This window comes from Sinomonas sp. T428B (genome assembly GCF_056780155.1).
Window position 1 is genome coordinate 2,734,014 of record NZ_JBRAZR010000001.1, and the last position, 24,099, is coordinate 2,758,112.

General features: G+C 72.8%; 22 protein-coding genes. 7 read left to right on the forward strand and 15 right to left on the reverse strand.

Annotated features, from left to right (window positions below):
* Position 1: 1 nt before the first annotated feature.
* A complete protein-coding gene (locus tag ACUYMY_RS12635; protein ID WP_481703893.1) occupies positions 2–1,723 on the reverse strand; it encodes a glycerol-3-phosphate dehydrogenase/oxidase in 1,722 nt (573 codons plus the stop codon).
* 53 nt (positions 1,724–1,776) lie between these two features.
* The gene (locus tag ACUYMY_RS12640; RefSeq protein WP_481703894.1) at positions 1,777–2,913 is read right to left on the reverse strand and encodes a GuaB3 family IMP dehydrogenase-related protein; all 1,137 of its coding nucleotides are present in this window, start codon (positions 2,911–2,913) and stop codon (positions 1,777–1,779) included.
* Between the two features lie 245 nt (positions 2,914–3,158).
* Between ACUYMY_RS12640 and ACUYMY_RS12645 the strand changes: the two genes are divergently transcribed.
* Positions 3,159–5,132: a S8 family serine peptidase gene (locus tag ACUYMY_RS12645; RefSeq protein ID WP_481703895.1), complete on the forward strand. Its 1,974-nt coding sequence runs from the start codon at positions 3,159–3,161 to the stop codon at positions 5,130–5,132.
* A gap of 104 nt (positions 5,133–5,236) precedes the next feature.
* Here ACUYMY_RS12645 and ACUYMY_RS12650 read toward each other — a convergent pair whose 3' ends face one another.
* From ACUYMY_RS12650 to ACUYMY_RS12660, 3 genes are read right to left on the reverse strand one after another with little or no spacing between them, the layout of a single operon-like run.
* Entirely contained in the window at positions 5,237–6,061 is an 825-nt protein-coding gene (locus ACUYMY_RS12650; protein ID WP_481703896.1) for an ABC transporter ATP-binding protein, read from the reverse strand.
* The gene (locus tag ACUYMY_RS12655; protein WP_481703897.1) at positions 6,058–7,230 is read right to left on the reverse strand and encodes a FecCD family ABC transporter permease; all 1,173 of its coding nucleotides are present in this window, start codon (positions 7,228–7,230) and stop codon (positions 6,058–6,060) included. The genes ACUYMY_RS12650 and ACUYMY_RS12655 overlap by 4 nt, the downstream gene beginning before the upstream one ends.
* On the reverse strand, positions 7,227–8,270 hold the full coding sequence (locus ACUYMY_RS12660) for a FecCD family ABC transporter permease (protein ID WP_481703898.1): 1,044 nt from the start codon (positions 8,268–8,270) through the stop codon (positions 7,227–7,229). The genes ACUYMY_RS12655 and ACUYMY_RS12660 overlap by 4 nt, the downstream gene beginning before the upstream one ends.
* Positions 8,271–8,422: 152 nt before the next feature.
* On the opposite strand from ACUYMY_RS12660, the gene ACUYMY_RS12665 reads away from it, so the two are divergent.
* Positions 8,423–9,430 (forward strand): ABC transporter substrate-binding protein, encoded by a 1,008-nt coding sequence (locus ACUYMY_RS12665; RefSeq protein ID WP_481703899.1) that lies wholly within the window; start codon positions 8,423–8,425, stop codon positions 9,428–9,430.
* Positions 9,431–9,540: 110 nt separating this feature from the next.
* Here ACUYMY_RS12665 and guaB read toward each other — a convergent pair whose 3' ends face one another.
* From guaB to ACUYMY_RS12685, 4 genes are all read right to left on the reverse strand, one after another.
* Positions 9,541–11,064 carry an IMP dehydrogenase gene (gene guaB / locus ACUYMY_RS12670; RefSeq protein ID WP_481703900.1) on the reverse strand — a complete coding sequence of 508 codons (1,524 nt, stop codon included), beginning with the start codon at positions 11,062–11,064 and terminating at the stop codon, positions 9,541–9,543.
* Between the two features lie 231 nt (positions 11,065–11,295).
* Positions 11,296–12,909 (reverse strand): chaperonin GroEL, encoded by a 1,614-nt coding sequence (groL, locus tag ACUYMY_RS12675; protein ID WP_481703901.1) that lies wholly within the window; start codon positions 12,907–12,909, stop codon positions 11,296–11,298.
* A gap of 68 nt (positions 12,910–12,977) precedes the next feature.
* A complete protein-coding gene (gene groES, locus ACUYMY_RS12680; protein WP_066499141.1) occupies positions 12,978–13,274 on the reverse strand; it encodes a co-chaperone GroES in 297 nt (98 codons plus the stop codon).
* A gap of 189 nt (positions 13,275–13,463) precedes the next feature.
* On the reverse strand, positions 13,464–13,832 hold the full coding sequence (locus ACUYMY_RS12685) for a hypothetical protein (protein WP_481703902.1): 369 nt from the start codon (positions 13,830–13,832) through the stop codon (positions 13,464–13,466).
* Positions 13,833–13,863: 31 nt separating this feature from the next.
* On the opposite strand from ACUYMY_RS12685, the gene ACUYMY_RS12690 reads away from it, so the two are divergent.
* Positions 13,864–15,087, forward strand: coding sequence for a class I SAM-dependent methyltransferase (locus ACUYMY_RS12690; protein ID WP_481703903.1), 1,224 nt, complete (start codon positions 13,864–13,866; stop codon positions 15,085–15,087).
* Positions 15,088–15,251: 164 nt separating this feature from the next.
* Here ACUYMY_RS12690 and ACUYMY_RS12695 read toward each other — a convergent pair whose 3' ends face one another.
* From ACUYMY_RS12695 to ACUYMY_RS12705, 3 genes are read right to left on the reverse strand one after another with little or no spacing between them, the layout of a single operon-like run.
* Positions 15,252–16,082 carry a shikimate 5-dehydrogenase gene (locus ACUYMY_RS12695; RefSeq protein WP_481703904.1) on the reverse strand — a complete coding sequence of 277 codons (831 nt, stop codon included), beginning with the start codon at positions 16,080–16,082 and terminating at the stop codon, positions 15,252–15,254.
* Between the two features lie 52 nt (positions 16,083–16,134).
* Positions 16,135–16,257, reverse strand: coding sequence for a type B 50S ribosomal protein L36 (gene ykgO / locus ACUYMY_RS12700; protein ID WP_077489928.1), 123 nt, complete (start codon positions 16,255–16,257; stop codon positions 16,135–16,137).
* A 37-nt stretch (positions 16,258–16,294) separates the two neighbouring features.
* Positions 16,295–17,407: a GTP-binding protein gene (locus ACUYMY_RS12705; RefSeq protein ID WP_481703905.1), complete on the reverse strand. Its 1,113-nt coding sequence runs from the start codon at positions 17,405–17,407 to the stop codon at positions 16,295–16,297.
* An 81-nt stretch (positions 17,408–17,488) separates the two neighbouring features.
* On the opposite strand from ACUYMY_RS12705, the gene ACUYMY_RS12710 reads away from it, so the two are divergent.
* The 4 genes from ACUYMY_RS12710 (at position 17,489) to ACUYMY_RS12725 (ending at position 21,395) form a co-directional block, all read left to right on the forward strand.
* The gene (locus ACUYMY_RS12710; protein ID WP_481703906.1) at positions 17,489–19,384 is read left to right on the forward strand and encodes an acyl-CoA dehydrogenase family protein; all 1,896 of its coding nucleotides are present in this window, start codon (positions 17,489–17,491) and stop codon (positions 19,382–19,384) included.
* A gap of 123 nt (positions 19,385–19,507) precedes the next feature.
* Positions 19,508–20,656 carry a glutamate--cysteine ligase gene (locus ACUYMY_RS12715; RefSeq protein WP_481705056.1) on the forward strand — a complete coding sequence of 383 codons (1,149 nt, stop codon included), beginning with the start codon at positions 19,508–19,510 and terminating at the stop codon, positions 20,654–20,656.
* Positions 20,653–20,847, forward strand: a complete 195-nt coding sequence (locus ACUYMY_RS12720) for a YwiC-like family protein (RefSeq protein WP_481703907.1) — start codon at positions 20,653–20,655, stop codon at positions 20,845–20,847. The genes ACUYMY_RS12715 and ACUYMY_RS12720 overlap by 4 nt, the downstream gene beginning before the upstream one ends.
* Positions 20,848–20,927: 80 nt before the next feature.
* Positions 20,928–21,395, forward strand: coding sequence for a VOC family protein (locus ACUYMY_RS12725; protein WP_481703908.1), 468 nt, complete (start codon positions 20,928–20,930; stop codon positions 21,393–21,395).
* Positions 21,396–21,428: 33 nt separating this feature from the next.
* On the opposite strand, the gene ACUYMY_RS12730 is transcribed toward ACUYMY_RS12725, so the two are convergent.
* The 3 genes from ACUYMY_RS12730 to rimI all read right to left on the reverse strand — a co-directional run bounded on the left by ACUYMY_RS12730 (position 21,429) and on the right by rimI (position 24,088).
* On the reverse strand, positions 21,429–22,337 hold the full coding sequence (locus ACUYMY_RS12730; RefSeq protein ID WP_481703909.1) for a type IV toxin-antitoxin system AbiEi family antitoxin domain-containing protein: 909 nt from the start codon (positions 22,335–22,337) through the stop codon (positions 21,429–21,431).
* 189 nt (positions 22,338–22,526) lie between these two features.
* Positions 22,527–23,606: a tRNA (adenosine(37)-N6)-threonylcarbamoyltransferase complex transferase subunit TsaD gene (tsaD, locus tag ACUYMY_RS12735; protein ID WP_481703910.1), complete on the reverse strand. Its 1,080-nt coding sequence runs from the start codon at positions 23,604–23,606 to the stop codon at positions 22,527–22,529.
* Entirely contained in the window at positions 23,603–24,088 is a 486-nt protein-coding gene (gene rimI, locus ACUYMY_RS12740) for a ribosomal protein S18-alanine N-acetyltransferase (protein ID WP_481705057.1), read from the reverse strand. The genes tsaD and rimI overlap by 4 nt, the downstream gene beginning before the upstream one ends.
* Between the last annotated feature and the right edge of the window lie 11 nt (positions 24,089–24,099).

Genomic DNA, 24,099 nt, shown 5'->3' on the forward strand with positions numbered 1-24,099 from the left:
GCTACTTTACCGGGACGATGTCGTCGACACCCATCCGCGCGGCGTCCGCCGACTCGTCGTCGGGCTGCTGCTGGCTCAGCCGCTCGGCCTCGACCCGGGCGAGGTAGTGGGCCACCTCCTTGTCCCGCTGCACGTCGCTCCAGCCGAGCAGGGGCGCCATGAGGTCCGCCACGACCGGCACCGCGGAGACCCCGCGGTCCCACGCCTCGATCGAGATGCGCGTGCGCCTGGTGAGGATGTCGTGCACGTGGCGGGCACCCTCGTGGGTCGTCGAGTAGACGACCTCGGCCGCGAGGTAGTCGTCGGCGCCGGGCAGGGGCGCGCGGAGCTCGGGCCGCTCGGCGATGAGGTCGAGGACCTCGCGGGCCAGGGAGCCGTACCGGTTGAGCAGGTGCTCGACGCGGGCCACGTGGACCCCCGCCTTGTCGGCGAGGCGCTGGCGCCGGTTCCACACCGCCCGGAAGCCGTCCGCCCCGACGAGCGGGACGCGGTCTGTGCAGCTGGGCGGCACGCGCTCGTCCATCGCGCGCGTGGCCTCGTCGACGGCGTCGCGCGCCATGATCCGGTAGGTCGTGAACTTGCCGCCGGCGATGACGACCAGCCCCGGCACGGGGTGGGCGACGACGTGCTCGCGCGAGAGCTTCGCCGTCGACTCGTTCTCCCCCGCCAGCAGGGGCCGCAGCCCCGCGTAGACCCCTTCGACGTCCTCGCGGGTGAGCGGCCGCTTGAGCACCCGGTTGACGTGGTCGAGCACGTAGTCGATGTCCTTGCTCGAGGCCGCGGGGTGGGCTTTGTCGAGGCGCCAGTCGGTGTCGGTCGTGCCGATGATCCAGTGCCGGCCCCACGGGATGACGAAGAGGACCGACTTCTCCGTGCGCAGGATGAGCCCCACTGTGGACTGGAAGCGGTCGCGCGGCACGACGAGGTGGATGCCCTTGGACGCCCGCACCTTGAGCTGGCCCCGGTCGGTGACGAGGGCCTGGGTCTCGTCGGTCCACACGCCCGTGGCGTTGATGACCTGCTTGGCCCGGACCGGGAACTCGGAGCCGTCCTCCTGGTTCTTCACCCGTGCGCCCACCACCCGCTCGCCCTCGCGGAGGAAGTCGACGACGGCGACGCGGTTCGCCGCGTGCGCGCCGTAGTGCGCGGCGGTGCGGACGACCGAGACGACCATCCGCGCGTCGTCGACCTGCGCGTCGTAGTAGCGGATGGAGCCGATCATGGCGTCCTCGCGCAGGCTCGGGGCGGCGCGCAGGGTGCCCCGGCGGAAGAGGTGCTTGTGCACCGGGACGCCGTTGCTGTGCCCGCTCGTGAGGCCGAGCGTGTCGTAGAGGAGCATGCCGATGCCCACGTACGGGCGCTCCCAGAAGCGCCGCGTGAGCGGGTAGAGGAACGGCACGGGGCGCACGAGGTGCGGGGCGATGCGCTGCAGGAGCAGCCCGCGCTCCTGGAGCGCCTCCTGCACGAGGCCGAAGTCGAGCATCTCGAGGTAGCGCAGGCCGCCGTGGATGAGCTTGGACGAGCGCGAGGAGGTCCCCGAGGCCCAGTCCCTGGCCTCGACGATGCCGACGTCGAGTCCTCGGGTCGCGGCGTCGAGCGCGGCGCCCGCGCCGACGATCCCCCCGCCGACGATGAGCACGTCGAGCTCGCGGCCGTGCTCGCTGCTCTCGCGCATCCGCGCGAGCGCCGCCTCGCGGCCCTCCGGGCTGAGCCTCCCCGTCATGCCAGGCCCCCTTCAGCTCGGTGAAACCTGCTCCTACGAGAGTCTAGGCAGCCTCAGCGGCCCGCGTAGGGGGACACGACGACGTCGACCCGCTGGAACTCCTTGAGGTCCGAGTATCCCGTGGTGGCCATCGAGCGGCGCAGCATGCCGATGAGGTTGGCCTTGCCGCCGGCATCGTGCCCGGGGCCGAAGAGGACCTCCTCCATGGGGCCGACCGTGCCGACGTTGACCCGCTCGCCGCGCGGGGTCTCGGCGTGGTGCGCCTCCGCGCCCCAGTGCCAGCCGCGGCCGGGCGCCTCGTCGGCGCGGGCCAGGGCGGAGCCGAGCATGACGGCGTCGGCCCCCATCGCGATCGCCTTGACGATGTCCCCGGAGGTGCCCATCCCGCCGTCGGCGATGACGTGCACGTAGCGTCCGCCGGACTCGTCCATGTAGTCGCGGCGGGCGGCCGCGACGTCGCTGATGGCCGAGGCGAGCGGCGAGTGGATCCCGAGGGCCCGGCGCGTGGTCGTCGTCGCTCCCCCGCCGAAGCCGACGAGCACGCCCGCGGCGCCCGTGCGCATGAGGTGCAGCGCGGGCGTGTACCCGGCCGCGCCGCCGACGATGACAGGCACGTCGAGCTCGTAGATGAACTTCTTGAGGTTCAGCGGCTCGTGCGTCTTGGAGACGTGCTCCGCCGAGACGGTCGTGCCGCGGATGACGAAGAGGTCGACGCCCGCCGCGAGGACCGTCTTGTAGTGCTGGACGGTGCCCGACGGCGTGAGCGCGCCGGCCACGGTGACGCCCGAGGAGCGGATCTCGGCGAGGCGCGAGGTGATGAGATCGGGCTGCACCGGCTCGGAGTAGAGCTCCTGGAGGCGCCGCGTCACGGCGGGGCTCGACGAGCCGCCCTCGAGCGCGGCGATCTCCTCGAGCACGGGCTCCGGGTCGTCGTACCGCGTCCACAGGCCCTCGAGGTCGAGGACGCCAAGGCCGCCGAGCTTGCCGAGGGTGATGGCGGTGGCCGGGGACATGACCGAGTCCATCGGCGCGGCGATGACCGGCATCTCGAAGCGGTAGGCGTCGATCTGCCACGAGACGGACACGTCGTGCGGGTCCCGGGTCCGGCGGTTCGGGACGATCGCGATGTCGTCGAGGGAGTAGGCACGCCGCCCGCGCTTGCCGCGGCCGATCTCGATCTCGTAAGTCACGGCTCCTACCTTACTGGACCGGGGTTGGGGCGCCCGCGCCGGAGCCCGGGGCACATGGCCGGGGACGCCGTCCTTGCCCGGGGAATCCTGTGCTCAAGCTGGGGCTCCCCTGCGCCTGCGCCGGGGGTGCCGATCCTACTCTGGAATCACTGACCCGGCGGAACGCGGACGATACGCGAAACCCGCCTCCCACCACCGCACCTGCACCTTCCGGGCTCCACCGCGCCCGCTAACGAGGAGAATCAATGCCGAACACGCCCCGTCGGCTCCGGGCGCACCTGGCCCTGGCACTCGCCGCCGCCGTCGGCTCCGCCGCGCTCGCCGCGGCCCCCGCCCTCGCCGCGCCTGATCCGACGCCCGGCCCCAATGGCGCCGCCGCAGGCACCGCGTTCGTCCAGAACGCGCTGCCCGGGCAGCAGTACTCGCAGTTCATCGTCCAGTTCCTGCCCGGCCCCGCGGGTGCCAACGCGAGCTCCCGCGCCAAGGCGTGGGGCCGCATCGCCCAGCAGCTGGGCCTCTCCCCCCGCGAGGTCCGCCAGCTCGCCACCGGTGCGACGCTCGTCGCGACGGACCGCGCGCTCAGCGACACCGAGGCCAAGTCGTTCATGACCGGGATCGCCGCCTCCGGCGCCGTCGAGTACGTCGAGCCGGACGCCCTCATGAAGCCCTCGCTCACCCCCAACGACCCGAGCTACTCCCAGCAGTGGGACTTCACGGGCACCAACGGACAGCGCCTCCCCGGCGCGTGGGACGTCTCGACCGGCACCGGCGCCGTCGTCGCCGTCCTCGACACCGGGATCACGGCGCACCCCGATCTGGACGCGAACATCGTCCCGGGCTACGACTTCGTCTCCGACGCCGCCTCCGCCCGGGACGGCAACGGCCGCGACGCGAACCCGCGCGACGAGGGCGACTGGTACGCTGCCGGCGAGTGCGGCCAGAGCCAGGCCGCGAACTCCTCGTGGCACGGCACGCACGTTGCCGGCACGGTCGCTGCCGTGACGGGCAACGCGGCGGGCGTGGCCGGCGTCGCGCCCGGCGCGAAGGTCGTCCCAGTGCGCGTCCTGGCCAAGTGCGGCGGCATGCTCTCGGACATCGCTGATGCGATCGTGTGGGCCTCGGGCGGTGCCGTCTCGGGCGTGCCGGCCATCGCGAACCGCGCCCACGTGATCAACATGAGCCTCGGCGGCGCCGGGACGTGCGGCACGACGTACCAGAACGCGATCAACAGCGCCGTGAGCCGCGGCACCACCGTCGTCGTGGCCGCGGGCAATGCGGCGCAGGACGCGGCCAACACGCGGCCGGCCAACTGCGCGGGCGTCGTCACCGTGGCGGCGAGCAACCCGAGCGGCGGGCTCTCCTACTTCTCCAACTACGGCGCGACCGTCGACCTGACGGCCCCCGGCGGCGACGTGCGCGTGGCCGGCGGCGGGATCCTCTCGACGCTCAACAGCGGCACGACCGTCCCGGCCGCCGCGGGCTACGCCTTCTACCAAGGCACCTCGATGGCCACCCCGCACGTCGCGGGCCTCGCCGCCCTCATCAAGGCCGCCCGGCCCACCATGACGTCAGCCGACGTCGAGGCCACGCTCAAGCAGGGCACGCGGCCGATGCCCGCCGGGTGCACGCTCGGCTGCGGCGCCGGGCTCTCCGACGCCGCCGCGACGATGGCCCTGCTCGGCACGGCGTCGCCGAGCCCGACGCCGACCCCCACCCCGACCCCTACGCCCACTCCGACCCCCACGCAGACCAGCACTCCGACGAACGCGAACGCGCTGCTCAACCCGGGCTTCGAGTCCGCCGGCACCTCGTGGACCTCGAACTACTCGGACACGTTCGAGACCGGCTCCTCGGCCCGCAGCGGCTCCGGCTTCGCGGCGCTCAACGGCTGGGGCAAGTCCACGAGCTACCGCCTCGACCAGCGCATCGCCGTCCCCACGGGCACGGGCACCGCGTCCCTGTCCTTCTACCTGCGGGTCCTGAGCGAGGAGGGCACGGGTACCGCCTACGACACCTTCCGCGTCCAGATCATCGACGGGACGACGACGAAGACGCTCGCGACGTTCTCGAACAAGGACAAGGGCTCGGCCTACGTGCTCAGGACGCTCGACCTCTCCGCCTTCAAGGGCAAGACGGTCACCCTGCGCTTCCTCGGCGCCGAGGACTACTCCCTCGCGACCACGTTCCAGGTCGACGACACGAAGATCGCCCTGGCCTAGGCGGTCAAGTTGGCCAAGGCGGTCGAGCTCCCCTAGGCGACCACAGACGACGGCGGCCCTCACCCGAGCGGGTGAGGGCCGCCGTCGTCCGCCCGGAGGTGTCCCTACGACACGGCGCGGACCACGCGGCAGCCGCCGATGGGCACGACGTGCGGGCGCCCGTCGGTGGGCTCGGCGATGACCTGGGCCTTGAGCCCGAAGACGTCCCACAGGAGCCGCGGCGTGATGACCTCGGCCGGCGTGCCGGAGGCGACGATCCGCCCGTCGCGCATCGCCACGATCCGGTCGGAGTAGCGCGCGGCGAGGGAGATGTCGTGCAGCACCATGACGACCGTGCGGCCGAGGTCGCGGTTGAGCCGCTGGACGAGCTCGAGCACCTCGACCTGGTGGGCGAGGTCGAGGTAGGTCGTGGGCTCGTCGAGCAGGAGCAGCTCGGTCTCCTGGGCGAGCGTCATCGAGATCCACGCGCGCTGGCGCTGGCCCCCCGAGAGGTCCTCGAGCGGGACGCCCGCGAGGTCCGAGATGTCGGTCGCGGCGAGCGCGTCCGAGACTGCCCGCTCGTCGCCGCCCGTGAACTGCTGGTACCAGCGCTGGCGCGGGTGCCGCCCGCGGGCCACGAGCTCGCCGACGGTGAGGCCCGCCGGGGCCTGGGGCGTCTGCGGCAGGACGCTGAGCTTGCAGGCGACGGCGCGCGGGGCCATCGAGCCGATGTGCGCGCCGTCGAGCGTCACGCGCCCGGACTCGGGCCGCAGGAGCCGGCCGAGGCCGCGCAGGAGCGTCGACTTTCCGCAGCCGTTGGGGCCGATGACGGTGGTCACCGTCCCCCGCTCGAAGGCCAGGTCGAGGGAGTGGACCACGGTGCGGCCGTCGAAGCCGAGGCTCAGGCCCTCCGCGGCGAGGATCGGGGAGGCGTCCTGGGTATTCTTCATGCTTTCCTCCACTGTCCCCTCTGGCTCCGCAGCACGAGGGCGATCAGGACGGGGGCGCCGACCACGGTGGTCAGGACGCCGACGGGCAGGGCGTGCGGGAGGGTGAAGCCCGCGATGAGGTCGCTCGCGACCGTGAACGAGGCGCCGACGAGGGCCGTGACCGCGATCGAGGGCACGACCGTGCGTCCGACCATGCGGGCCGCTAGCGGGCACACGAGCGCGACGAACGCGAGCGGCCCGGCCAGCACCGTGCCGACGGCGGCCAGGAGCACGGCGAGCAGGAGCAGGAGCGGGCGGCTGCGCCCGAGCGGGAGCCCGAGGCCGCGCGAGGTGTCGTCGTCGAAGCTGCTGAGCGTGAGCCAGCGCCCGGAGAAGGCGGCGATCGCGAGCAGGGGCACGCACGCGGTGACCGCGGGCAGCACCGCCTCCCAGTCGCGGCCGTTGAGCGAGCCCATCATCCAGGTCAGGGCCTGCCCGGCGTTCGAGACGTCGCCGAGGGTCAGGAGCCACGTCACGAGGCTCGTCGCGAACCCGGTCGCGCCGAGGCCGACGAGGACGAGCCGGGTCGAGTCGAGCGCTGCCTGCCGCCGGCGTGAGGCGAGCAGGAAGACGCCGATGCCGAAGACGAGGGCGCCCCCCATCGCAGCAGCGGGCATGCCGACGGTGGCCGCAACGCCGCTCGCGCCGCCGGCCCCGGCTCCCGCGAGGACGAGGACGGCGACGGCCCCGACCGAGGCGCCCGAGGTGACTCCGAGGATCTCGGGGGTCGCGAGCGGATTCCGCGCGACGGTCTGCGTGATCGCCCCCGAGACCGCGAGGCACGCGCCCGCGACGGCGCCGGCGAGGGTCCGCGGGAGGCGGAACTCGATGACCATGAGCTGCGTCCGCGCCGGCACGGAGGGATCCTGCGCGAGCGCCCCCAGCACGTCGGCGAGGGTCAAGGGGCGGCCGGCGAGCATGAGGTGGCCCACGACGGCGAGCACGAGCAGCGCCACGGCGGCGGCCGAGATCGCCACGAGCCGGGGCCGCACGAGGAGCGAGACGGGGCCGACGCGCACGGCGCGCGCCCCGGCGGGCCGGGCGGGCCGCGCGGCCTGCCGCCTCTCCCCCACCACCGCCGCAGGGGCCTGGGCGGGCGCCTTCCGGCCCGCCCGCTGCAGGAGGCTCACAGGGTCACCAGCCTGCGCCGGCGGGCCAGGTGGACGAAGAAGGGCGCGCCGACGACGGCGAGCACGACGCCGACGGGCAGCTCGCCCGGGCGGGCGATGACCCGCCCGGCCGTGTCGGCGAACAGGAGCAGGGCCGCGCCGAGCAGGGCGCAGCCGGGCAGCTGCCAGCGGTAGTCGGCGCCGACGAGGCCGCGGACGACGTGCGGGACGAGGAGCCCCGCGAACGCGATCGGCCCCGCGAGCGTCACGGCGCAGGCGGCGAGCAGGGCCAGCGACGCGAGGCCGAGGAACCGCGCCCGGGCCACCGAGACGCCGAGCGAGCGAGCGGTGTCCTCGCCGAGGGCCAGAGCGTTGAGCGGGCCGATGTTCGCGGCGGCGAGGGCCAGGCCGACGGCGACGAACGGGAGCATCTGGGGCACGAGCCCGCCGCGGACGGCCACGGAGCCGAGCTGCCAGAAGCGCAGCGTGTCCAGGGCCGCGTCGGAGCTGAGCACGATGAACGAGACGAACCCGCCCGCAAGCGCCGAGACTGCGGCGCCGGCGAGCACGAGCGTCACGGGGGTCACGCCGTGCCGGGTGGCAGAGCCGACCGCGAAGACCACCGCGCAGGCCGCCACCGCCCCGGTGAACGCGAGCGCGGCCTGGGCGTACGCCGTCGTCCCCGCCCCGCCGAGCACGAGCGAGCCGCCCACAACGGCGAGAGCGGCGCCCGGGTAGATGCCGAGGAGCCCGGGGTCGGCGACGGCGTTGCGCGTGTGCCCCTGGCTCAGGCAGCCGGCCACCCCGAGGCACGCCCCGACGACGAGGCCGTTGACGGTGCGGGGCCAGCGCAGCTCGCGGATCGCGAGGTCCGCGACCGAGCCGTCCGGGGTGAAGAGCGCGTGGGCGAGCTCGTCGAGGCTCGTGGGGCGGCCCCCGATCGCGAGGCTCAGCGCGAGGGCCACGGCGAGGACGCCGGCTCCCACGGCGAGCCCGAGCAGCGGCCGCCTGCGGGGCAGGGTCCTGGCTCGGGCGCGGGGCGGTACGAGGGTCGCTGCCACTGGCCTCCCTTTGGATTACGCAAGTCGAATTGCGCGTATTTGAAACACGCCGGTACAGTCTACGACGAAACTCAGGCAAGGCTTGCCTTAGTGACACCCGATGGCGGGCCACCGCCGTCGTGCATCCCTGCCCCCCTGTGACAGAGAGACCCATGAAGCGCACCCGTATCACTCGCGTCGCGGCTGCCGCCGCCACAGCCCTCAGCCTCCTCGCCCTCACCGCCTGCGGCGGCCAGACCCCGGCCGCCGCGCCGACGACCGCCGCCGCGGACGCCCAGTTCCCCAAGACGATCGAGCACGCGATGGGCTCGACGACGATCGAGAAGAAGCCCCTGCGCGTTGTCACGCTCGACGCGAGCTACACCGACGCCGCGCTCCTCCTCGGCGCCGAGGTGGCCGGCTACACGACCTACCGCAAGGGCGACGAGTCCTTCCCGTCCTACCTCGGCGACGTGAGCGGGCTGACCAAGGACGCCGTCAACGTCGGCGCCCTCGCCGAGCCGAGCCTCGACAAGATCCTCGAGGCGCAGCCGGACCTCATCGTCTCCGCCAAGGTGCGCCACGAGGCCCTCTACAGCCAGCTCGAGAAGATCGCCCCGACGATCATGTCCGTCTCCACGGGCCCGTCGTGGAAGCAGAACATCGTCATGCTCGGCGACGCCCTCGGCAAGAAGGACCTCGCCGAGAAGCTCATCGCCGAGTACAAGGACCGCGCCAAGGCCGTCGGCGAGGAGATCCTGAAGAAGAACCCGGGCCTGACGTACTCCTACCTCCGCTTCGCCGGCGAGGACACCGCGCGCCTGTACTCCTCGACGTCGTTCCTCGGCGAGATCATGAACGACGCCGGCATCCCGCGCCCCCAGGGCCAGCCGGACTCCAAGGAGAAGATCCTCGTCGAGCTCTCCCAGGAGCAGCTCCCGACCGCGGACGCCGGCCTCATCCTCGTCTCGGCCTTCGGCCAGGACACCGCCGAGGGCGAGAAGTCCCGCGCGCAGAAGGCGACGTTCATGTCGAACCCGCTGTGGTCCACGCTCAAGGGCGAGGTCCTCGAGGTCGACGACCGCGTGTTCGCGACCTCCGTCAGCATCCAGGGCGCGCACGGCGTGCTCACGGCCCTCGCCGAGAAGTACGGCGTGGACCCGCACCTGCCGCAGAAGTAGGCTCCCCAGCCCGCGGCTCCGACGCACGACGGCGGCCCTCACCTCGCGAGGTGAGGGCCGCCGTCGTCTGTGCTCGCCGCCCTTGCGGGGCGCGGTGCCCGCTACCGGCGCTACCGGCGGTAGTTGGGCGCCTCGGCGGTGATCATGATGTCGTGCGGGTGGCTCTCCTTGAGGCCCGCGGCGGTGATCCGGACGAACTTGCCCTTGGCCTTGAGCTCGTCGATCGTGTGCGCGCCGACGTAGAACATGGTCTGGCGCAGGCCGCCGACGAGCTGGTGGGCCACCGCGGAGAGCGGGCCGCGGTACGGGACCTGGCCCTCGATGCCCTCCGGGACGAGCTTCTCGTCGCTCGGGACGTCGGCCTGGAAGTAGCGGTCCTTCGAGTACGAGGTGTTCTTCCCGCGCGTCTGCATCGCGCCGAGCGAGCCCATGCCGCGGTAGGACTTGAACTGCTTGCCGTTCATGAACACGAGGTCGCCGGGGGCCTCGGCGGTGCCGGCGAGGAGCGAGCCGAGCATGACCGAGTCGGCCCCGGCCACGATCGCCTTGCCGATGTCGCCCGAGTGCTGGAGGCCGCCGTCGGCGATGATCGGCACGCCGGCGGGGATGGCCGCCTTCGAGGACTCGTAGATCGCGGTGACCTGCGGGACGCCCACGCCGGCGACGACGCGGGTCGTGCAGATCGAGCCCGGGCCCACGCCGACCTTGATCGCGTCCGCGCCCGCGTCGACGATCGCCTGCGCGCCCTCGCGGGTCGCGGCCTGGCCGCCGATCACGTCCACATGCGCCGCGGCCGGGTCCTTCTTGAGCCGGGCGATCATGTCGAGCACGCCCTGGCTGTGGCCGTTCGCGGTGTCGACCACGAGGACGTCGACGCCGGCCTCGACCATGGTCATCGCCCGCTCGAACCCGTCGCCGAAGAAGCCGACGGCGGCGCCGACGCGGAGCCGCCCGGCGTCGTCCTTCGTCGCGTTCGGGTACTGGTCCGCCTTCTCGAAGTCCTTGACGGTGATGAGGCCCTGGAGGATGCCGTCATCGTCGACGAGCGGGAGCTTCTCAATGCGGTGCTTGCCGAGGAGGCCGATGACCTCGTCCCGGCCCACGCCGACCTTCGCGGTCACGAGCGGCATGGGTGTCATGACCTCGTGGACCTTGCGGGTGGCGAACTGGTCCCCGGGGACGAAGCGGATGTCGCGGTTCGTGATGATGCCGAGGAGCTTGCGGTTGCCGTCCACAACGGGCAGCCCCGAGACGCGGTAGTGGGCGCACAGGTCGTCGAGCTCCTGGAGCGTCGCATCCGGGCCGACCGTGACGGGCTTGGTGATCATGCCCGACTCGCTGCGCTTGACCTGGTCGACCTGGTCGGCCTGGTCCTGGATCGAGAGGTTGCGGTGCAGGATCCCGATGCCGCCCTGGCGGGCGAGGCTGATCGCCATGCGGGCCTCGGTCACCGTGTCCATGGCAGCGGAGAGGATCGGGACGCCGAGGCGGATGCGGCGCGAGAGGCGCGTCGAGGTGTCGGCCTCGGACGGGATGACGTCCGTGGGGCCGGGGAGGAGGAGGACGTCGTCGTAGGTCAGGCCCAGGAAGCCGAACGGGTCGTGCTCGGGTGCGGGGGGCTGGGGCGTGGTCATGAGTGCTCCTTGGCCGTGTGCCGGGGGTCGGCGGAGGTGAGGCGGTTGCGCTGATGACCAGCCAGTGCTTACGGGTCTGGTCTGTGCGGTGGCTTCTATCGTAACTTTCGGCGGGCTCGCGCGTATTCCTCACGGCGGCCACGTGAGGAAGGCCACGCGGGCGCATGACGGCGGCGGGCCCCCTTCCGTGGGGAAGGGAACCCGCCGCCGGGGTACTGCGCGCGCCGGAGCCTAGTGGCTGTGGCCCGCGTGCGCGTCGGCGTCCTCGGCCGGCTTGTCCGCCACGAGGGTCTCCGTGGTGAGGACGAGGGCCGCGATCGAGGCCGCGTTGAGCAGCGCCGAGCGGGTCACCTTGACCGGGTCGATGACGCCGGCCGCGAGGAGGTCCTCGTGTTCGCCGGTCTTGGCGTTGAAGCCGTGGTTGACCTCGGCCTCGGCCACGCGGGCGGCGACGACGTGGCCGTCGAAGCCGGCATTCTGGGCGATCCAGCGCAGCGGCTGGACGAGGGCGCGGCGCACGATCCCGACGCCGGCGGCGGCGTCGCCCGTGAGGGACTTGACCTTCTCGTCCTCGTCGAGCACGCGGACCGCGTGGGCGAGCGCGGAGCCGCCGCCGGCCACGATGCCCTCCTCGAGGGCCGCGCGGGTCGAGGACACGGCGTCCTCGATGCGGTGCTTCTTCTCCTTGAGCTCGACCTCGGTCGCGGCGCCGACCTTGATGACGCCGATGCCGCCGGCGAGCTTCGCGAGCCGCTCCTGGAGCTTCTCGCGGTCCCAGTCGGAGTCCGTGCGGGCCAGCTCGGCGCGCAGCTGCGCGACGCGGCCCTCGACGTCCTCGGCCGAGCCGGCGCCGTCGACGATCGTGGTCGTGTCCTTCGTGACCGTGATGCGGCGGGCCGTGCCGAGCTGCTCGAGCCCGACCTGGTCCAGGCTCAGGCCGACCTCCGGGGAGACGACCTGGGCGCCGGTGAGGGTCGCGATGTCCTGGAGCATGGCCTTGCGGCGGTCGCCGAAGCCCGGGGCCTTGACGGCCACGACGTTGAGCGTGCCGCGGATCTTGTTCACGATGAGCGTCGAGAGCGCCTCGCCCTCGACGTCCTCGGCGATGATGAAGAGCGGCTTCGAGGCCGAGAGGGCCTTCTCGAGCACCGGGAGGAACTCCTGCAGCGAGGAGATCTTGCCCTGGTTGATGAGGATGAGCGCGTCCTCGAGGACGGCCTCCTGGCGCTCCGCATCGGTGACGAAGTACGGAGACAGGTAGCCCTTGTCGAACTGCATGCCCTCGGTGAGCACGAGCTCGGTCTGGGTGGTCGAGGACTCCTCGATCGTGATCACGCCGTCCTGGCCGACCTTGTCGAAGGCCTCGGCGAGCAGGTCGCCGATCTCCTCGGACTGGGCCGAGATGGCGGCCACGTTGGCGACCTGGCGGCCGGAGACCTCGCTCGCGTTCTCCGCGAGGCGGCCGACGACGGCCTCGACGGCCGCCTCGATGCCGCGCTTGATCTCGCCCGGGGCGGCGCCGGCGGCCACGTTGCGCAGGCCCTCCTTGACCAGGGCCTGGGCGAGGACGGTCGCCGTCGTCGTGCCGTCGCCGGCGACGTCGTTGGTCTTGGTCGCGACCTCCTTGGCGAGCTGGGCGCCGAGGTTCTCGTACGGGTCCTCGAGCTCGACCTCGCGGGCGATCGTGACGCCGTCGTTCGTGATGGTGGGCGCGCCCCACTTCTTGTCGAGGACGACGTTGCGGCCGCGCGGGCCGAGCGTGACCTTGACGGTGTTGGCGAGCTTGTCGACGCCGGCCTCGAGGGCCTTGCGGGCGTCGTCGTTGAATGCGAGCTGCTTAGCCATTCGCTTCTCCTTCTGTGCAACGCGCGACACCCCGGCCGCACTGGGCGGCCGGGGTGTCGCGCACGGCGCTACTTGACGACGATCGCGAGGACGTCGCGGGCGGAGAGCACGAGGTACTCGGCGCCGCCGGTCTTGACCTCGGTGCCGCCGTACTTGGAGTAGAGGACGACGTCGCCGACCGTGACGTCGACCGGGACGCGGTTGCCGTTGTCATCGACGCGGCCGGGGCCGACGGCGACAACCTCGCCCTCCTGCGGCTTCTCCTTGGCGGTGTCCGGGATGACGAGGCCGGAAGCCGTGGTCTGCTCCGCTTCGAGCGGCTTGACGACGATGCGATCCTCGAGGGGCTTGATGGAGACCGACACGGATCTCTCCTTTTCATGAACGGGTTCACGGGTAGGGAGCCGGGCAAGCAACCGTCGTCGCGGGTGCCGGGAGCGTGCCTGACATGGTTAGCACTCGACGGTGCCGAGTGCTACTGCGACTCTAGTGAGCGGGCTGGCACTCGGTCAAGGCGAGTGCCAAGGGTGTCGCTCCGGGCGCTGCCGCTCGCGCTAGTCCCGGGTGAGTTCGTCGAAGCTCAGGCCGCCGCCGTCGTCGTCCGCGTCCCGGCCGCGCGTCGCGTACATCGCGACGGCGGCACCCACGACGGCGATCGCGCCCAGCACGAGCCCGATGATCGCGGCGACCTTGGCACCCGCGTACTGGTCGCGGAGCGCGGCGGCCTCGGGCGTCGGGTCGCTGATGCTCTTCCCGCCGACGGAGTACACCGTCGCGGTGAACGCGTCAAGGCCCAGGACGACGGCGAAGAGCAGGCCCGCGACGACCACGACGACGACGCCCACGATCAGGACGGGGCGCGCGAGCTGGGCGAGGCCCCTTCCACCATGCGCGGACGGGGGGACAGTCGGGGTCGTCTCCATGCTGTCAACCCTATCGAACTACGCTGGATGCATGGCCCACGACGAGAACGCCCCGGACCAGCTCGCACCCCTCCTGACCTCCGAGGGGTGGGACCTGCTCAACTCGCTCGGGCCCTACCGCGAGGAGGACGCGCTCACGCTCGGCTCCCGGCTGCGCAAGGAGGGCCACTCCTCCGAGCTCGTCGCCGCCGTCCTGAGCCAGGCCCGGCTCCGCGCCCGCGCCGCGACGAAGTTCGGCGAGTTCGCGTCGCAGATGCTCTTCACCCGGGCGGGGCTCGAGCAGGCCACGCGGCTCTCGGTCGCGGCGCGGCACGCACGCCGGTTCGTCGACGCCGGAGTGCGGCACGTCGCGGACCTCGGCTGCGGGCTCGGCGCGGACGCCCTCGCGATGGCCTCCCTCGACCTGGAGGTCACCGCCGTCGAGGTCGACGAGGCGACGGCGGCGTGCGCGACCGTCAACCTCATGCCGTTCCCGGAGGCCCGCGTCGTGCACGCCGACGCCCAGTCGGTGCCGCTCGAGGGGGTCGACGGCGTGTGGCTCGACCCCGCGCGGCGCGAGACGTCGAGCTCGGGGACGCGCAGGATCTGGGACCCCGAGGCGTTCTCGCCGCCGCTGTCCTTCGTCGAGTCGCTCGCTGCGCGCGGGCTGCCCGTCGGGGTCAAGCTCGGGCCCGGGCTGCCGCACGAGTCCGTCCCGGCCGGGTGCGAGGCGCAATGGGTCTCGGTCGACGGCGACGTGGCCGAGGTCGCGCTCTACTTCAACGCCCTTCGGCGCCCGACCGTGCGCCGAGCGGCCCTCGTGCTCGGGCACGGTAGCGCGGCCGAGCTCGTGGCCGAGACGGACTTCGGCGGCGGCGCGCAGCCGCACGTGGGGCCGTTCGAGGGCTACCTGTACGAGCCCGACGGCGCCGTGATCCGGGCCGGGCTCGTGGCCGAGTTCGCCGAGCGGATCGGCGGGCACCTCTTAGACCCGCACATCGCGTACGTGTGCGCGCCTGAGCTCGTCGAGACGCCGTTCGCGCGGGCCTACAAGGTCCTCGAGGTCCGCCCGTACCACGTCAAGGCCCTGCGCGCGTGGGTGCGGGAGCAGGGCATCGGCGTGCTCGAGATCAAGAAGCGCGGCGCCGCCGTCACGCCCGACGAGCTGCGGAAGGTGCTCCTTGCCGGGCAGAAGAAGGACGCGACCGGCAAGGCGACCCTCGTGCTGACCCGGATCGGCGAGCACCGGGTCGCCGCGGTCGTCGAGCCCGCCTGAGATCCGGGGTCACCTCCCTGCGATGCGGGGTCACCTCCCAACGATGCGGGGTCACCTCTCTGCGATGCGGGGTCAGTGTGACCCCGCATCCCTGAAAGGTGACCCCGCAACGTTGAGACGTGACCCCGCAACGTTGAGACGTGACCCCGCAACGGGGGCGGGCGCTATTGGGCGCGCATGAATTCCTCCGCCGCCGCGACCTGCTCCGGCGTCGGCGTGATGCCCGTGTACAGGACGAACTGCTCGAGCGCCTGGATGGTCATGACCTCGGAGCCCGTGATGACGGTCTTGCCAGCCTCCCGGCCGGCGCGGATGAGCGGGGTCTCGGCGGGGACGGCCACGACGTCGAACACGATCGATGCCGCGTCGATCACCTCCTGCGGGAAGGACAGCGCGTCCGCCTCCGGGCCCCCGGCCATGCCGATCGGGGTCACGTTGACGACGACGTCCGCCGGGGCGTCCTCGAGCGCCGCCTCGACGGTCGGCTCCCAGGTGTACCCGTAGAGGTCTGCGAGCGCCCGCCCGGAGGCCTCGCTGCGCGCCACGATGACGACGTCGCCGAAGCCCGCGTCGCGGAACGCCGCGGCGGTCGCCTTGGCCATCCCGCCGGAGCCGCGCAGGAGCACGGACGACGCCGGGTCGATCGCGTTCCTCTCGATGAGCTGCGCGATCGCCGTGTAGTCCGTGTTGTACGCGGTCAGGACCCCGGAGTCGTTGACGATCGTGTTGACGGAATCGATCGCCGCGGCCGAGGCGTCCATCTTGTCGACCATCGCGATGACCTCCTCCTTGTACGGCATCGAGATGGCGCAGCCGCGGATGCCGAGGCCGCGCACGCCCGCGATCGCCTGGCCGAGGTCCGTGGGCGCGAAGGCCTTGTAGATCCAGTTGAGGCCGAGCGCCTCGTAGAGGAAGTTGTGGAAGCGCGTCCCGTTGTTGCTCGGCCGGGCCGAGAGCGAGATGCACAGGGTCATGTCTTTGTTCAGGATCGGCACGGCACCAAGGCTAGTGCCGCGCCGGCCCCGAACCCACCCGCGACGGCCGGCACTAGCCCTGGCGGGCCTTGAAGCGCGGGTTCTTCTTGTTGATCACGAACGTCTTCCCGCGGCGGCGCACGATCTGCGCCCCCGGGATCTTCTTGAGAGCGCGCAGCGAGTTGCGGACCTTCATGGCGGTACCTCCAGTAGTTGGTTGAGGGTGGAGCGGGTCAGGCGTCGGCGAAGCCGAACGGATCGGACGCGAGGGCGTCGGGGCCGGCGGCGAGCTCGGCGGGGCTCAGCTGGCAGCCGTCGAGCAGCCCCCGGAACTGCTCGGCGTCGAGGTCCTCGGCGTCGGCCGTGACCGCGACCTCGGTGCAGCGCCGCGGCGCCCCCGGCGTCTCGGGGGCCTCGGGCCAGGGCCCGGTGGCCTCGAACCACACGCGCGGGCCGACGCCGTTGATCGCGATCCGCTGCCCCGGCGCCGAGGCGACCCACAGCCGCCCGCGGAGCCAGTGGCTGCCCGCCGCGAGCTCCGGCAGGGCGTCGCGCAGGCGGCCGGGGTGCAGCGGCCGCTCGAGCCGGTGGTGGAGCGTGCCGAACCGCCCGGACAGGCCGGCGGCGGGCACGCGGACCTCGCCGCGCCGCGAGCGGGCGGCGGCCTCGGGGCCGTCGAAGCAGCCCGGGCGGTAGTCCTCGTCCGGGCGCACGACGGCGGCGTGCGGCGCGATCTCGGACAGCAGCTCGGTGCCGCGCGCCCAGGCGGGCGACGTCTCGGCCCCGGTCGCGAGCAGGCTCGCGGCGAGGCCGGGGACGGCGAAGGCAGTGTCCGCGGCGGCTAGCTCGCCGACGAGGAACTCCCCCGGCGTGCGGTCGTCGTCCGGCGAGGCCGTGAGGGAGGACTCGAAGAGCGTTCCGCGCTCCCAGATGGATTCCTCGAGGGCGGAGGGGTCCACGGCGAGCGCCGTGGTGTCGATGCGCAGCGGGGCATGGATCCCGCGGCCGTCGGGGTCGAGCCCGAACGCCTCGCGGAGGGCCGCGAGCACCATGCCCACGCTCACCCCCGCCGGGAGGGCCGCGACAAGGTGCTCAGTCCCGGCGGCGAGGTGCCGCTCGATGGCCGGGACGACATCGAGGCGCACCGTGCAGGTGAGGCAGCCGTGCTCGAGCGGGGTCTCCGCGCGCTCGGCCAGCCGCCCGCCGTCGTACGTCTGGCGGAGCACGACGCCGCCGTCGAGGAGGTCGTGCTGGAGCACGACCGAGCCGCGGTGCGCGGCCGCGAGCCTGGCTGCGGCAGTGCCCCGGCAGTGGGGATCGAGGGAACTCAGGAGGGAGACGTGCATGCCAGCAGCATATGAGAACCATTCTCATATGCCAACTCCGCACCTCTGGCCCCCGGCCCAGCACAGGTGTGCAATATATGCATGACGGCCCCGAGCGAGAGCAGCCTGCCGGTGGAGGTTGACCGGCGTCCCGGAACGGACGGCGACCCGACGGGCCAGGAGACTCTGGAGCCGCCGGAGACACGGGCCCACGCGGGGCCCGCCTGGCCGCCCCCGGAGCGGGGCGAACGGCAGCCCGACGAGGCCGTCGAGGCGGAGAGGCACCCCGAGCCGCTGGGCCGGAACCAGCCCCCGCCCCGTGTGGGGCTCAACGAGTTCACGGCCAACGCGGCCCTCGTCGAGGCCGTCGCACGCCACGGCGCGGCGTGGGCGGCCGGAAGCCTCGCGGCGGTCGGCCGGCTCGTCGGCTCCTACGAGTTCGCGGAGTACGCCCGGCTCGCCAACGAGCACGCCCCGGAGCTCCACGTCCTCGACCGCTATGGCGAGCGCGCCGACGAGGTCGAGTACCACCCCGCGTACCACCACGTGCTCGCCTCGGCCGTCGCGAACGGGGCGCACACGTCGCCGTGGGCGGACCCGCGCCCGGGCGGCCACGTGGCCCGAGCGGCGGTGTTCATGCTCTTCGCCCAGGCCGAGCCGGGGCATGCGTGCCCGGTCTCGATGACCCACGCGGCCGTGCCGGCGCTCCTGGCCGAGCCCGAGGTCGCGCGCGTGTGGCTTCCCCGCCTGTTCGGCACGGGCTACAGCCCGCGGCTCGCCCCCGCCGGGCAGAAGCCCGGCGCGCTCATGGGCATGGCGATGACCGAGCGGCAGGGCGGCTCGGACCTGCGCGCCACGACGACCGTCGCGCGCGACGCCGGCGGCGGCACGGCGCTGCTGACCGGCCACAAGTGGTTCTGCTCGGCGCCCATGAGCGACGCGTTCCTCGTCATCGCCCAAGAGCCCGAGGGGCCCTCGTGCTTCCTCGTCCCGCGGATGCTCGAGGGCGGCGGGCGGAACACGTTCCGGCTCGTGCGGCTCAAGTCCAAGCTCGGCAACCGGGCCAACGCCTCGGCCGAGGTCGAGTTCGAGGACACGCTGGGCTGGCGGATCGGGGAGCCCGGCCGGGGCCTGCGCACGATCCTCGGGATGGTCCAGGAGACCCGGCTCGACTGTGTCCTGGGCACCGCGGCCGGGATGCGGCAGTGCGTCGCCGAGGCCCTGTGGCACGCGCAGCACCGGCGCGCGTTCGGCCGGCTGCTCTCCGACCAGCCGCTCATGGCGGCTGTGCTCGCGGACCTCGCGCTCGAGTCCGAGGCGGCGACGGCGCTGGGGATGCGGCTGGCCGCCGCGGACGACGCCGTGTGGTCGCCTCCCGAGGGAGGCCTCCGCCCCGGCTGGGAGCCGGGCGGAGAGCCGGGCGTCCCGCAGGCGCCCGCCGCCGTCTCGGGGGCCGACGCGGCCCGGGAGCGCGCGTTCGCCCGGATCGCCGTGCCCGCCGCCAAGTTCTGGGTCTGCCAGCGGGGCCCGGCGCACGCGGCGGAGGCCATCGAATGCCTGGGCGGCAACGGCTACATCGAGGACTTCCCGCTCGCCCTGCGCTACCGCGAGCAGCCCGTCATGGCCATCTGGGAGGGCTCGGGGAACATCGTGGCCCTCGACGTCCTGCGCGCGCTGACCCGCGAGCCGGACTCCGCCGACGTGCTCGCCGAGGAGCTCGAGGAGCACCGGGGCGCCGATCCCGTCCTCGACGCCCACCTCGAGCGCGCGCTCGCCCTCATGGCGGACGCCGCCCGCGAGCCCGAGGAGGCGCAGGCCTGGGCCCGCTCCCTCGCGGAGGCCCTCGCCCTCGCCCTCGAGGCGACGCTCCTGGTCGGGAACGCGCCGTCGGCCGTCGCGGAGGCGTTCATCGCCGCCCGGCTCGCGCCCGGACGGAGCCTCGGCTACGGCTGCCTGCCCGACTCCACCCGGACGGAGGAGATCCTCGCCCGGGCATGACGCGATCATGACGGCGGCGCGCGCCGCGGCCCGGGGCCGCCCCCCGACGGCTGCCCTAGACTGAAGGGACCGAATGACCAGCGCCGGCGGCACTGTCTGCCGGCTTCCCACGGGGGTGGATACCTGAAGATCGACTTCGCCCAGTCCGAGCAGTCCACCCTCGGGCTCGAGTGGGAGATGGCCCTCGTCGACAAGCACGGGGGCGAGTTGGTCTCCGTGGCCCCGCAGGTCCTCTCGCAGCTCCAGTCGGAGCGCGCGGACCTCTTCGAGGAGTCCTGCCCCCGCATCCACCAGGAGCTGCTGCTCAACACGGTCGAGATCGTCACGGGCGTCCATCACACCGTCGGGAACGCGAAGGCCGACCTCGCCGAGTCCCTCGCCGCGGTCCGCGCCGTGACGGACCGGCTCGGCGTCGAGCTCTTCTCCGCCGGGAGCCACCCGTTCAGCCCCCCGCGGCTCCAGCCGGTCACGGACAAGGAGCGGTACGCGAAGCTCATCGACCGCACCCAGTGGTGGGGCCGGCAGATGGTGATCTACGGCGTGCACGTGCATGTGGGCCTCGACCGGCGGGACAAGGCCATGCCCGTGCTGGACGCCCTGGTCAACTACTTCCCGCACTTCCAGGCGCTCTCGGCGTCGAGCCCGTTCTGGAGCGGCGAGGACACTGGCTATGCCTCGCAGCGGGCGCTCATGTTCCAGCAGCTGCCCACGGCCGGGCTGCCGTTCCAGTTCCCCGACTGGGCCGGGTTCGAGGCCTACGTGCAGGACATGCTCACGACCGGGGTCATCGACGTCATCAGCGAGATCCGCTGGGACATCCGGCCGGTCCCACGACTCGGGACGATCGAGATGCGAGTGTGCGACGGGCTCTCGACGCTCGAGGAGATCGGGGCCATCGCCGCGCTCACGCAGTGCCTCGTCGAGGAGGCCTCCCGGGCCCTCGACGCCGGCGGGACCATCCCGACCATGCCGCCGTGGCACGTGCAGGAGAACAAGTGGCGCGCGGCCCGGTACGGGCTGGACGCGATCATCATCACCGACGCCGCGGGCAACGAGCAGCTCGTGACCGAGCATCTCGCCGAGACGCTCGACCGGCTCGAGCCCGTCGCCCGGGACCTCGGCTGCGCGGTGGAGCTGCGGGACGTCGAGGGCATCATCCGCCGCGGGGCGGGCTACCAGCGCCAGCGCCGGGTCGCGGAGACCCACGGCGGCGACCTGCGCGCCGTCGTGCTCGAAGAGGCCAAGCTCATGCGCGAGGGCCACGTCGGGTGAGCCGGGGCCCCGGCGGGCGGCGGGCCTCGGTCCGGCGGCGCTCGCCGCTGCGGATCACGGTTGTCCTCGCCCTCGCGGCGCTCGTCCTCGCCCTGACCTCGCACCCGACGGCGGCCCTGTGGGCCGCGGTCGCCGCGGCCGTGTACGCGGGGGTCGAGGGCCTGCTGGAGTGGCGCCGCCGCCGGCGCTGAACCTCATCGGCGCCTCGACTGCGCCGCCGCGGAGGCGTAGCGTGGCCGCGACCACGCCAGGTACGAGCAAAGGGGTCATCATGGCAGAGCTCTCACCCATCCAGCCGTGCCTGTGGTTCGACAGCCAGGCCCGGGAGGCCATGGAGTACTACGTCAGCGTGTTCCCGAACTCGCGCATCAATCGGATCGACGAGTACCCGGACGAGTCGCTCGACGAGCACTTCAAGGGCACGTCGGGCAAGGTGATCAACGGGCAGTTCACGCTCAACGGCGTGGACTTCGTCTGCCTCGACGGCGGGCCGCTGTTCACCTTCAACGAGTCGATCTCCTTCGTCGTCTCGTGCGCCGACCAGGAGGAGATCGACGAGTACTGGTCCAAGCTCTCGCACGTGCCCGAGTCCGAGCAGTGCGGCTGGTGCAAGGACCGGTTCGGGGTCAGCTGGCAGATCATCCCGGCCAACATGGGCGAGCTGATGAGGCGCCCCGAGCAGATCCGCGTTTTCATGCAGCAGAAGAAGATCGTGGTCGCGGAGCTCGAGAACGCCTGAGGCGCCACCTCTGGCTGTCAGAAACTGCACAACTCACGCGGCTGGTCGCAGGCTCTTGCCCCGATTCCGCTCTGAGTTGTGCAGTTTCAGACGCCTCTCGACGTCCGAGACCACCTCGCCGATCCAGGCCCGCTCGAACATGACGTGCTCCCAGCTGAAGCGGAGGACGGTGCACCCTGATCGGACGAGCTCGTTGTACCTCGTGCAGTCCCGGTGCAGGGCATCGCGCCCGCCGTGCCATTTGAAGCTGTCCGCCTCGGCGACGAGCACCCGCTGCTTGGCCAGGTCGACGCGATAGTCGCCCCGGGCGGTGGGGATCCAGGCCTGCGGCTCCATGACGACCCCGGCCTCGAGGCACGCGGCCCGGAGCCCTGACTCGAAGGCGTTCGCTGCTCGGCCGTCCATCGCGTGCAGGACCCTCTCCTGGGCCCTCCGGTTCCGTCCCACCCACCGGCCCGCCGCCTCGACAAGCTGGTCTGGGCTGACCTTCCCGAGCCGCAGGACCGAGTCAGCGACGGCCAGCCCCTCCGCGAACGGCAGCGCGGCGGCGCAGTCCAGCACGGTGCGGGACACCGACGTCGCCTGGACTGCGCCCTTGGCCACGAGGTCAGCGGGAGGCAGGAGTCGCGTCGCGACCACGGTGCCCGGGACCTTCCTGGTGCGGTGCCCTCGCGGGACGGCCAGCTCGACGCTCTCGGGCCGGTGCAGGACCCCAAGCCCGTGGGCCATGGCGGCGGACCTGCCGAAGAGGACGGCCCGCCCCGTCAGGGCCAGCCGCTCCGCCTCCCCCAAGGCGCTCAGCGCGTAGATGCCCTGGCCCGCCCTGAGGACGGCACCGGATCGGACGGCCATTGCCAGGTGCCGGGCCGAGACGTGGCGCAGGAGCTGTCCCGTCCGGGCACTTCCACCAACGGCTGCAAGGAATTCAACGACGTGGTCCACCTTCCCATGCTGCCCGGGCTTCCCCATGGAGAGGACGTCATGGCGCCACTTGTGGATAACCCCGTCTTGGCCGGATTCCGAGGCGTGACGTTAGAAACTGCACAATTCAGCGCGCCTGGTCGCCGCCGGGGCGGCAAAATCGTCCTTCAGTTGTGCAGTTTCTGACGCGCTGGCCCGACAGGCCCCGCGCTACGCCGTCACCGACGTCACGGGCAGCGAGGACTCGGGCGCGAAGCCGAGGTCGCTGGGCTCCCCGCCGTCCATGATGACCCGTGCCGCAAGCGCCGCGACCATGGCCCCGTTGTCCGTGCACAGCGAGAACTGAGGAACAGCGAGGGAGATCCCCGCGGACTCGCACCGCGCCGCAGTGACCTCCCGCAGCCGCGAGTTGGCCGCGACGCCCCCGCCCAAGAGCAGGTTCCGGATGCCCTGCTCGCGGCAGGCCAGGACGGCCTTCGACGTGATGACGTCCACGACGGCCTCCTGGAAGGACGCCGCGATGTCCGCGACCGGGACCGGCTCCCCGGCGGCCTCGAACTGCTCGACGCATCGGGCCACCGCGGTCTTGAGCCCGGAGAAGGACCAGTCGTAGCGGTGCGGGCCCGGGTCCTCGGCCGTGCCCATGTACTTGGGCTGGGTGAGGCCCCGGGGGAAGCGGACGGCGCGGGGGTCGCCGTCGCGCGCGATCCGGTCGATGGCCGGCCCGCCCGGGTAGCCGAGCCCCAGCAGCCGGGCCACCTTGTCGTAGGCCTCCCCGGCCGCGTCGTCGATCGTGGAGCCGAGCAGCTCGACGTCCCGGGCGATGTTCCGCACCCGCAGCACCTCGGTGTGCCCGCCCGAGACGAGCAGCGCCCCGAGGTCCGCCGGCAGCGCGCCGCCGTACACGCCGTCGTCCAGCAGCCCGACGCCGACGTGGGCGACGAGGTGGTTGACGGCGAACAGCGGCTTGCCGCGCGCGACGGCGAGGGCCTTGGCCGCGCACACGCCGACCATGAGCGCGCCCGCGAGCCCGGGGCCGGAGGTCACCGCGATGGCGTCGACGTCATCGAGGGCAACGCCGGCGGTGGCGAGGGCCTCGCGCAGCGTCGGGACCATCGCGTCGAGGTGCGCGCGCGAGGCGATCTCGGGGATGACGCCGCCGAAGCGGACGTGCTCGTCCATCGAGGAGGAGACGGTGTTGGCGAGCAGGCGCGTGCCGCGGACGACGCCGACTCCGGTCTCGTCGCACGAGGACTCGATCCCGAGGACGAGGGGGGCCTCGCGGTTCATTCGGTGTTCCCTTCCTGGGCCTCGCCGGCCCCGGCCGCGCCCGCGGGGGCGATCGGCAGCTGCATGATGAGCGCGTCGACGCCGTCGCGGTAGTAGCGCCGGCGGAGGTGGATCTGGACGAAGCCGAACCGCCGGTAGAGGGCCTGCGCGCGCGGGTTGTCGGCGCGGACCTCGAGCAGGACGTCGGCGGCGCCCCGCCGGCGGGCCTCGTCGATGAGCCCGGTCAGGAGCGCCGAGCCGATCCCCCGGCCCTCGAGGTCCGGCACGACGGCGATGGTCTGCACGTCCGCGATCGGCGGCACGCACATGAGCCCCGCGTACGCGACGATCCGCGCCCCCTCGGGGGTCCGTTCCTCGGCGACCCAGTACTGGCGCGTGTCGGCCTGGGCGAGCTCCTCGCGGAACATGTACTCGGGCCAGGCGTCGGCCGGGAAGAGGAGCCGCTCGAGCGCGTGCACCTCGGGCACGTCCGCCTCGGTCATGTCCCGGAGCA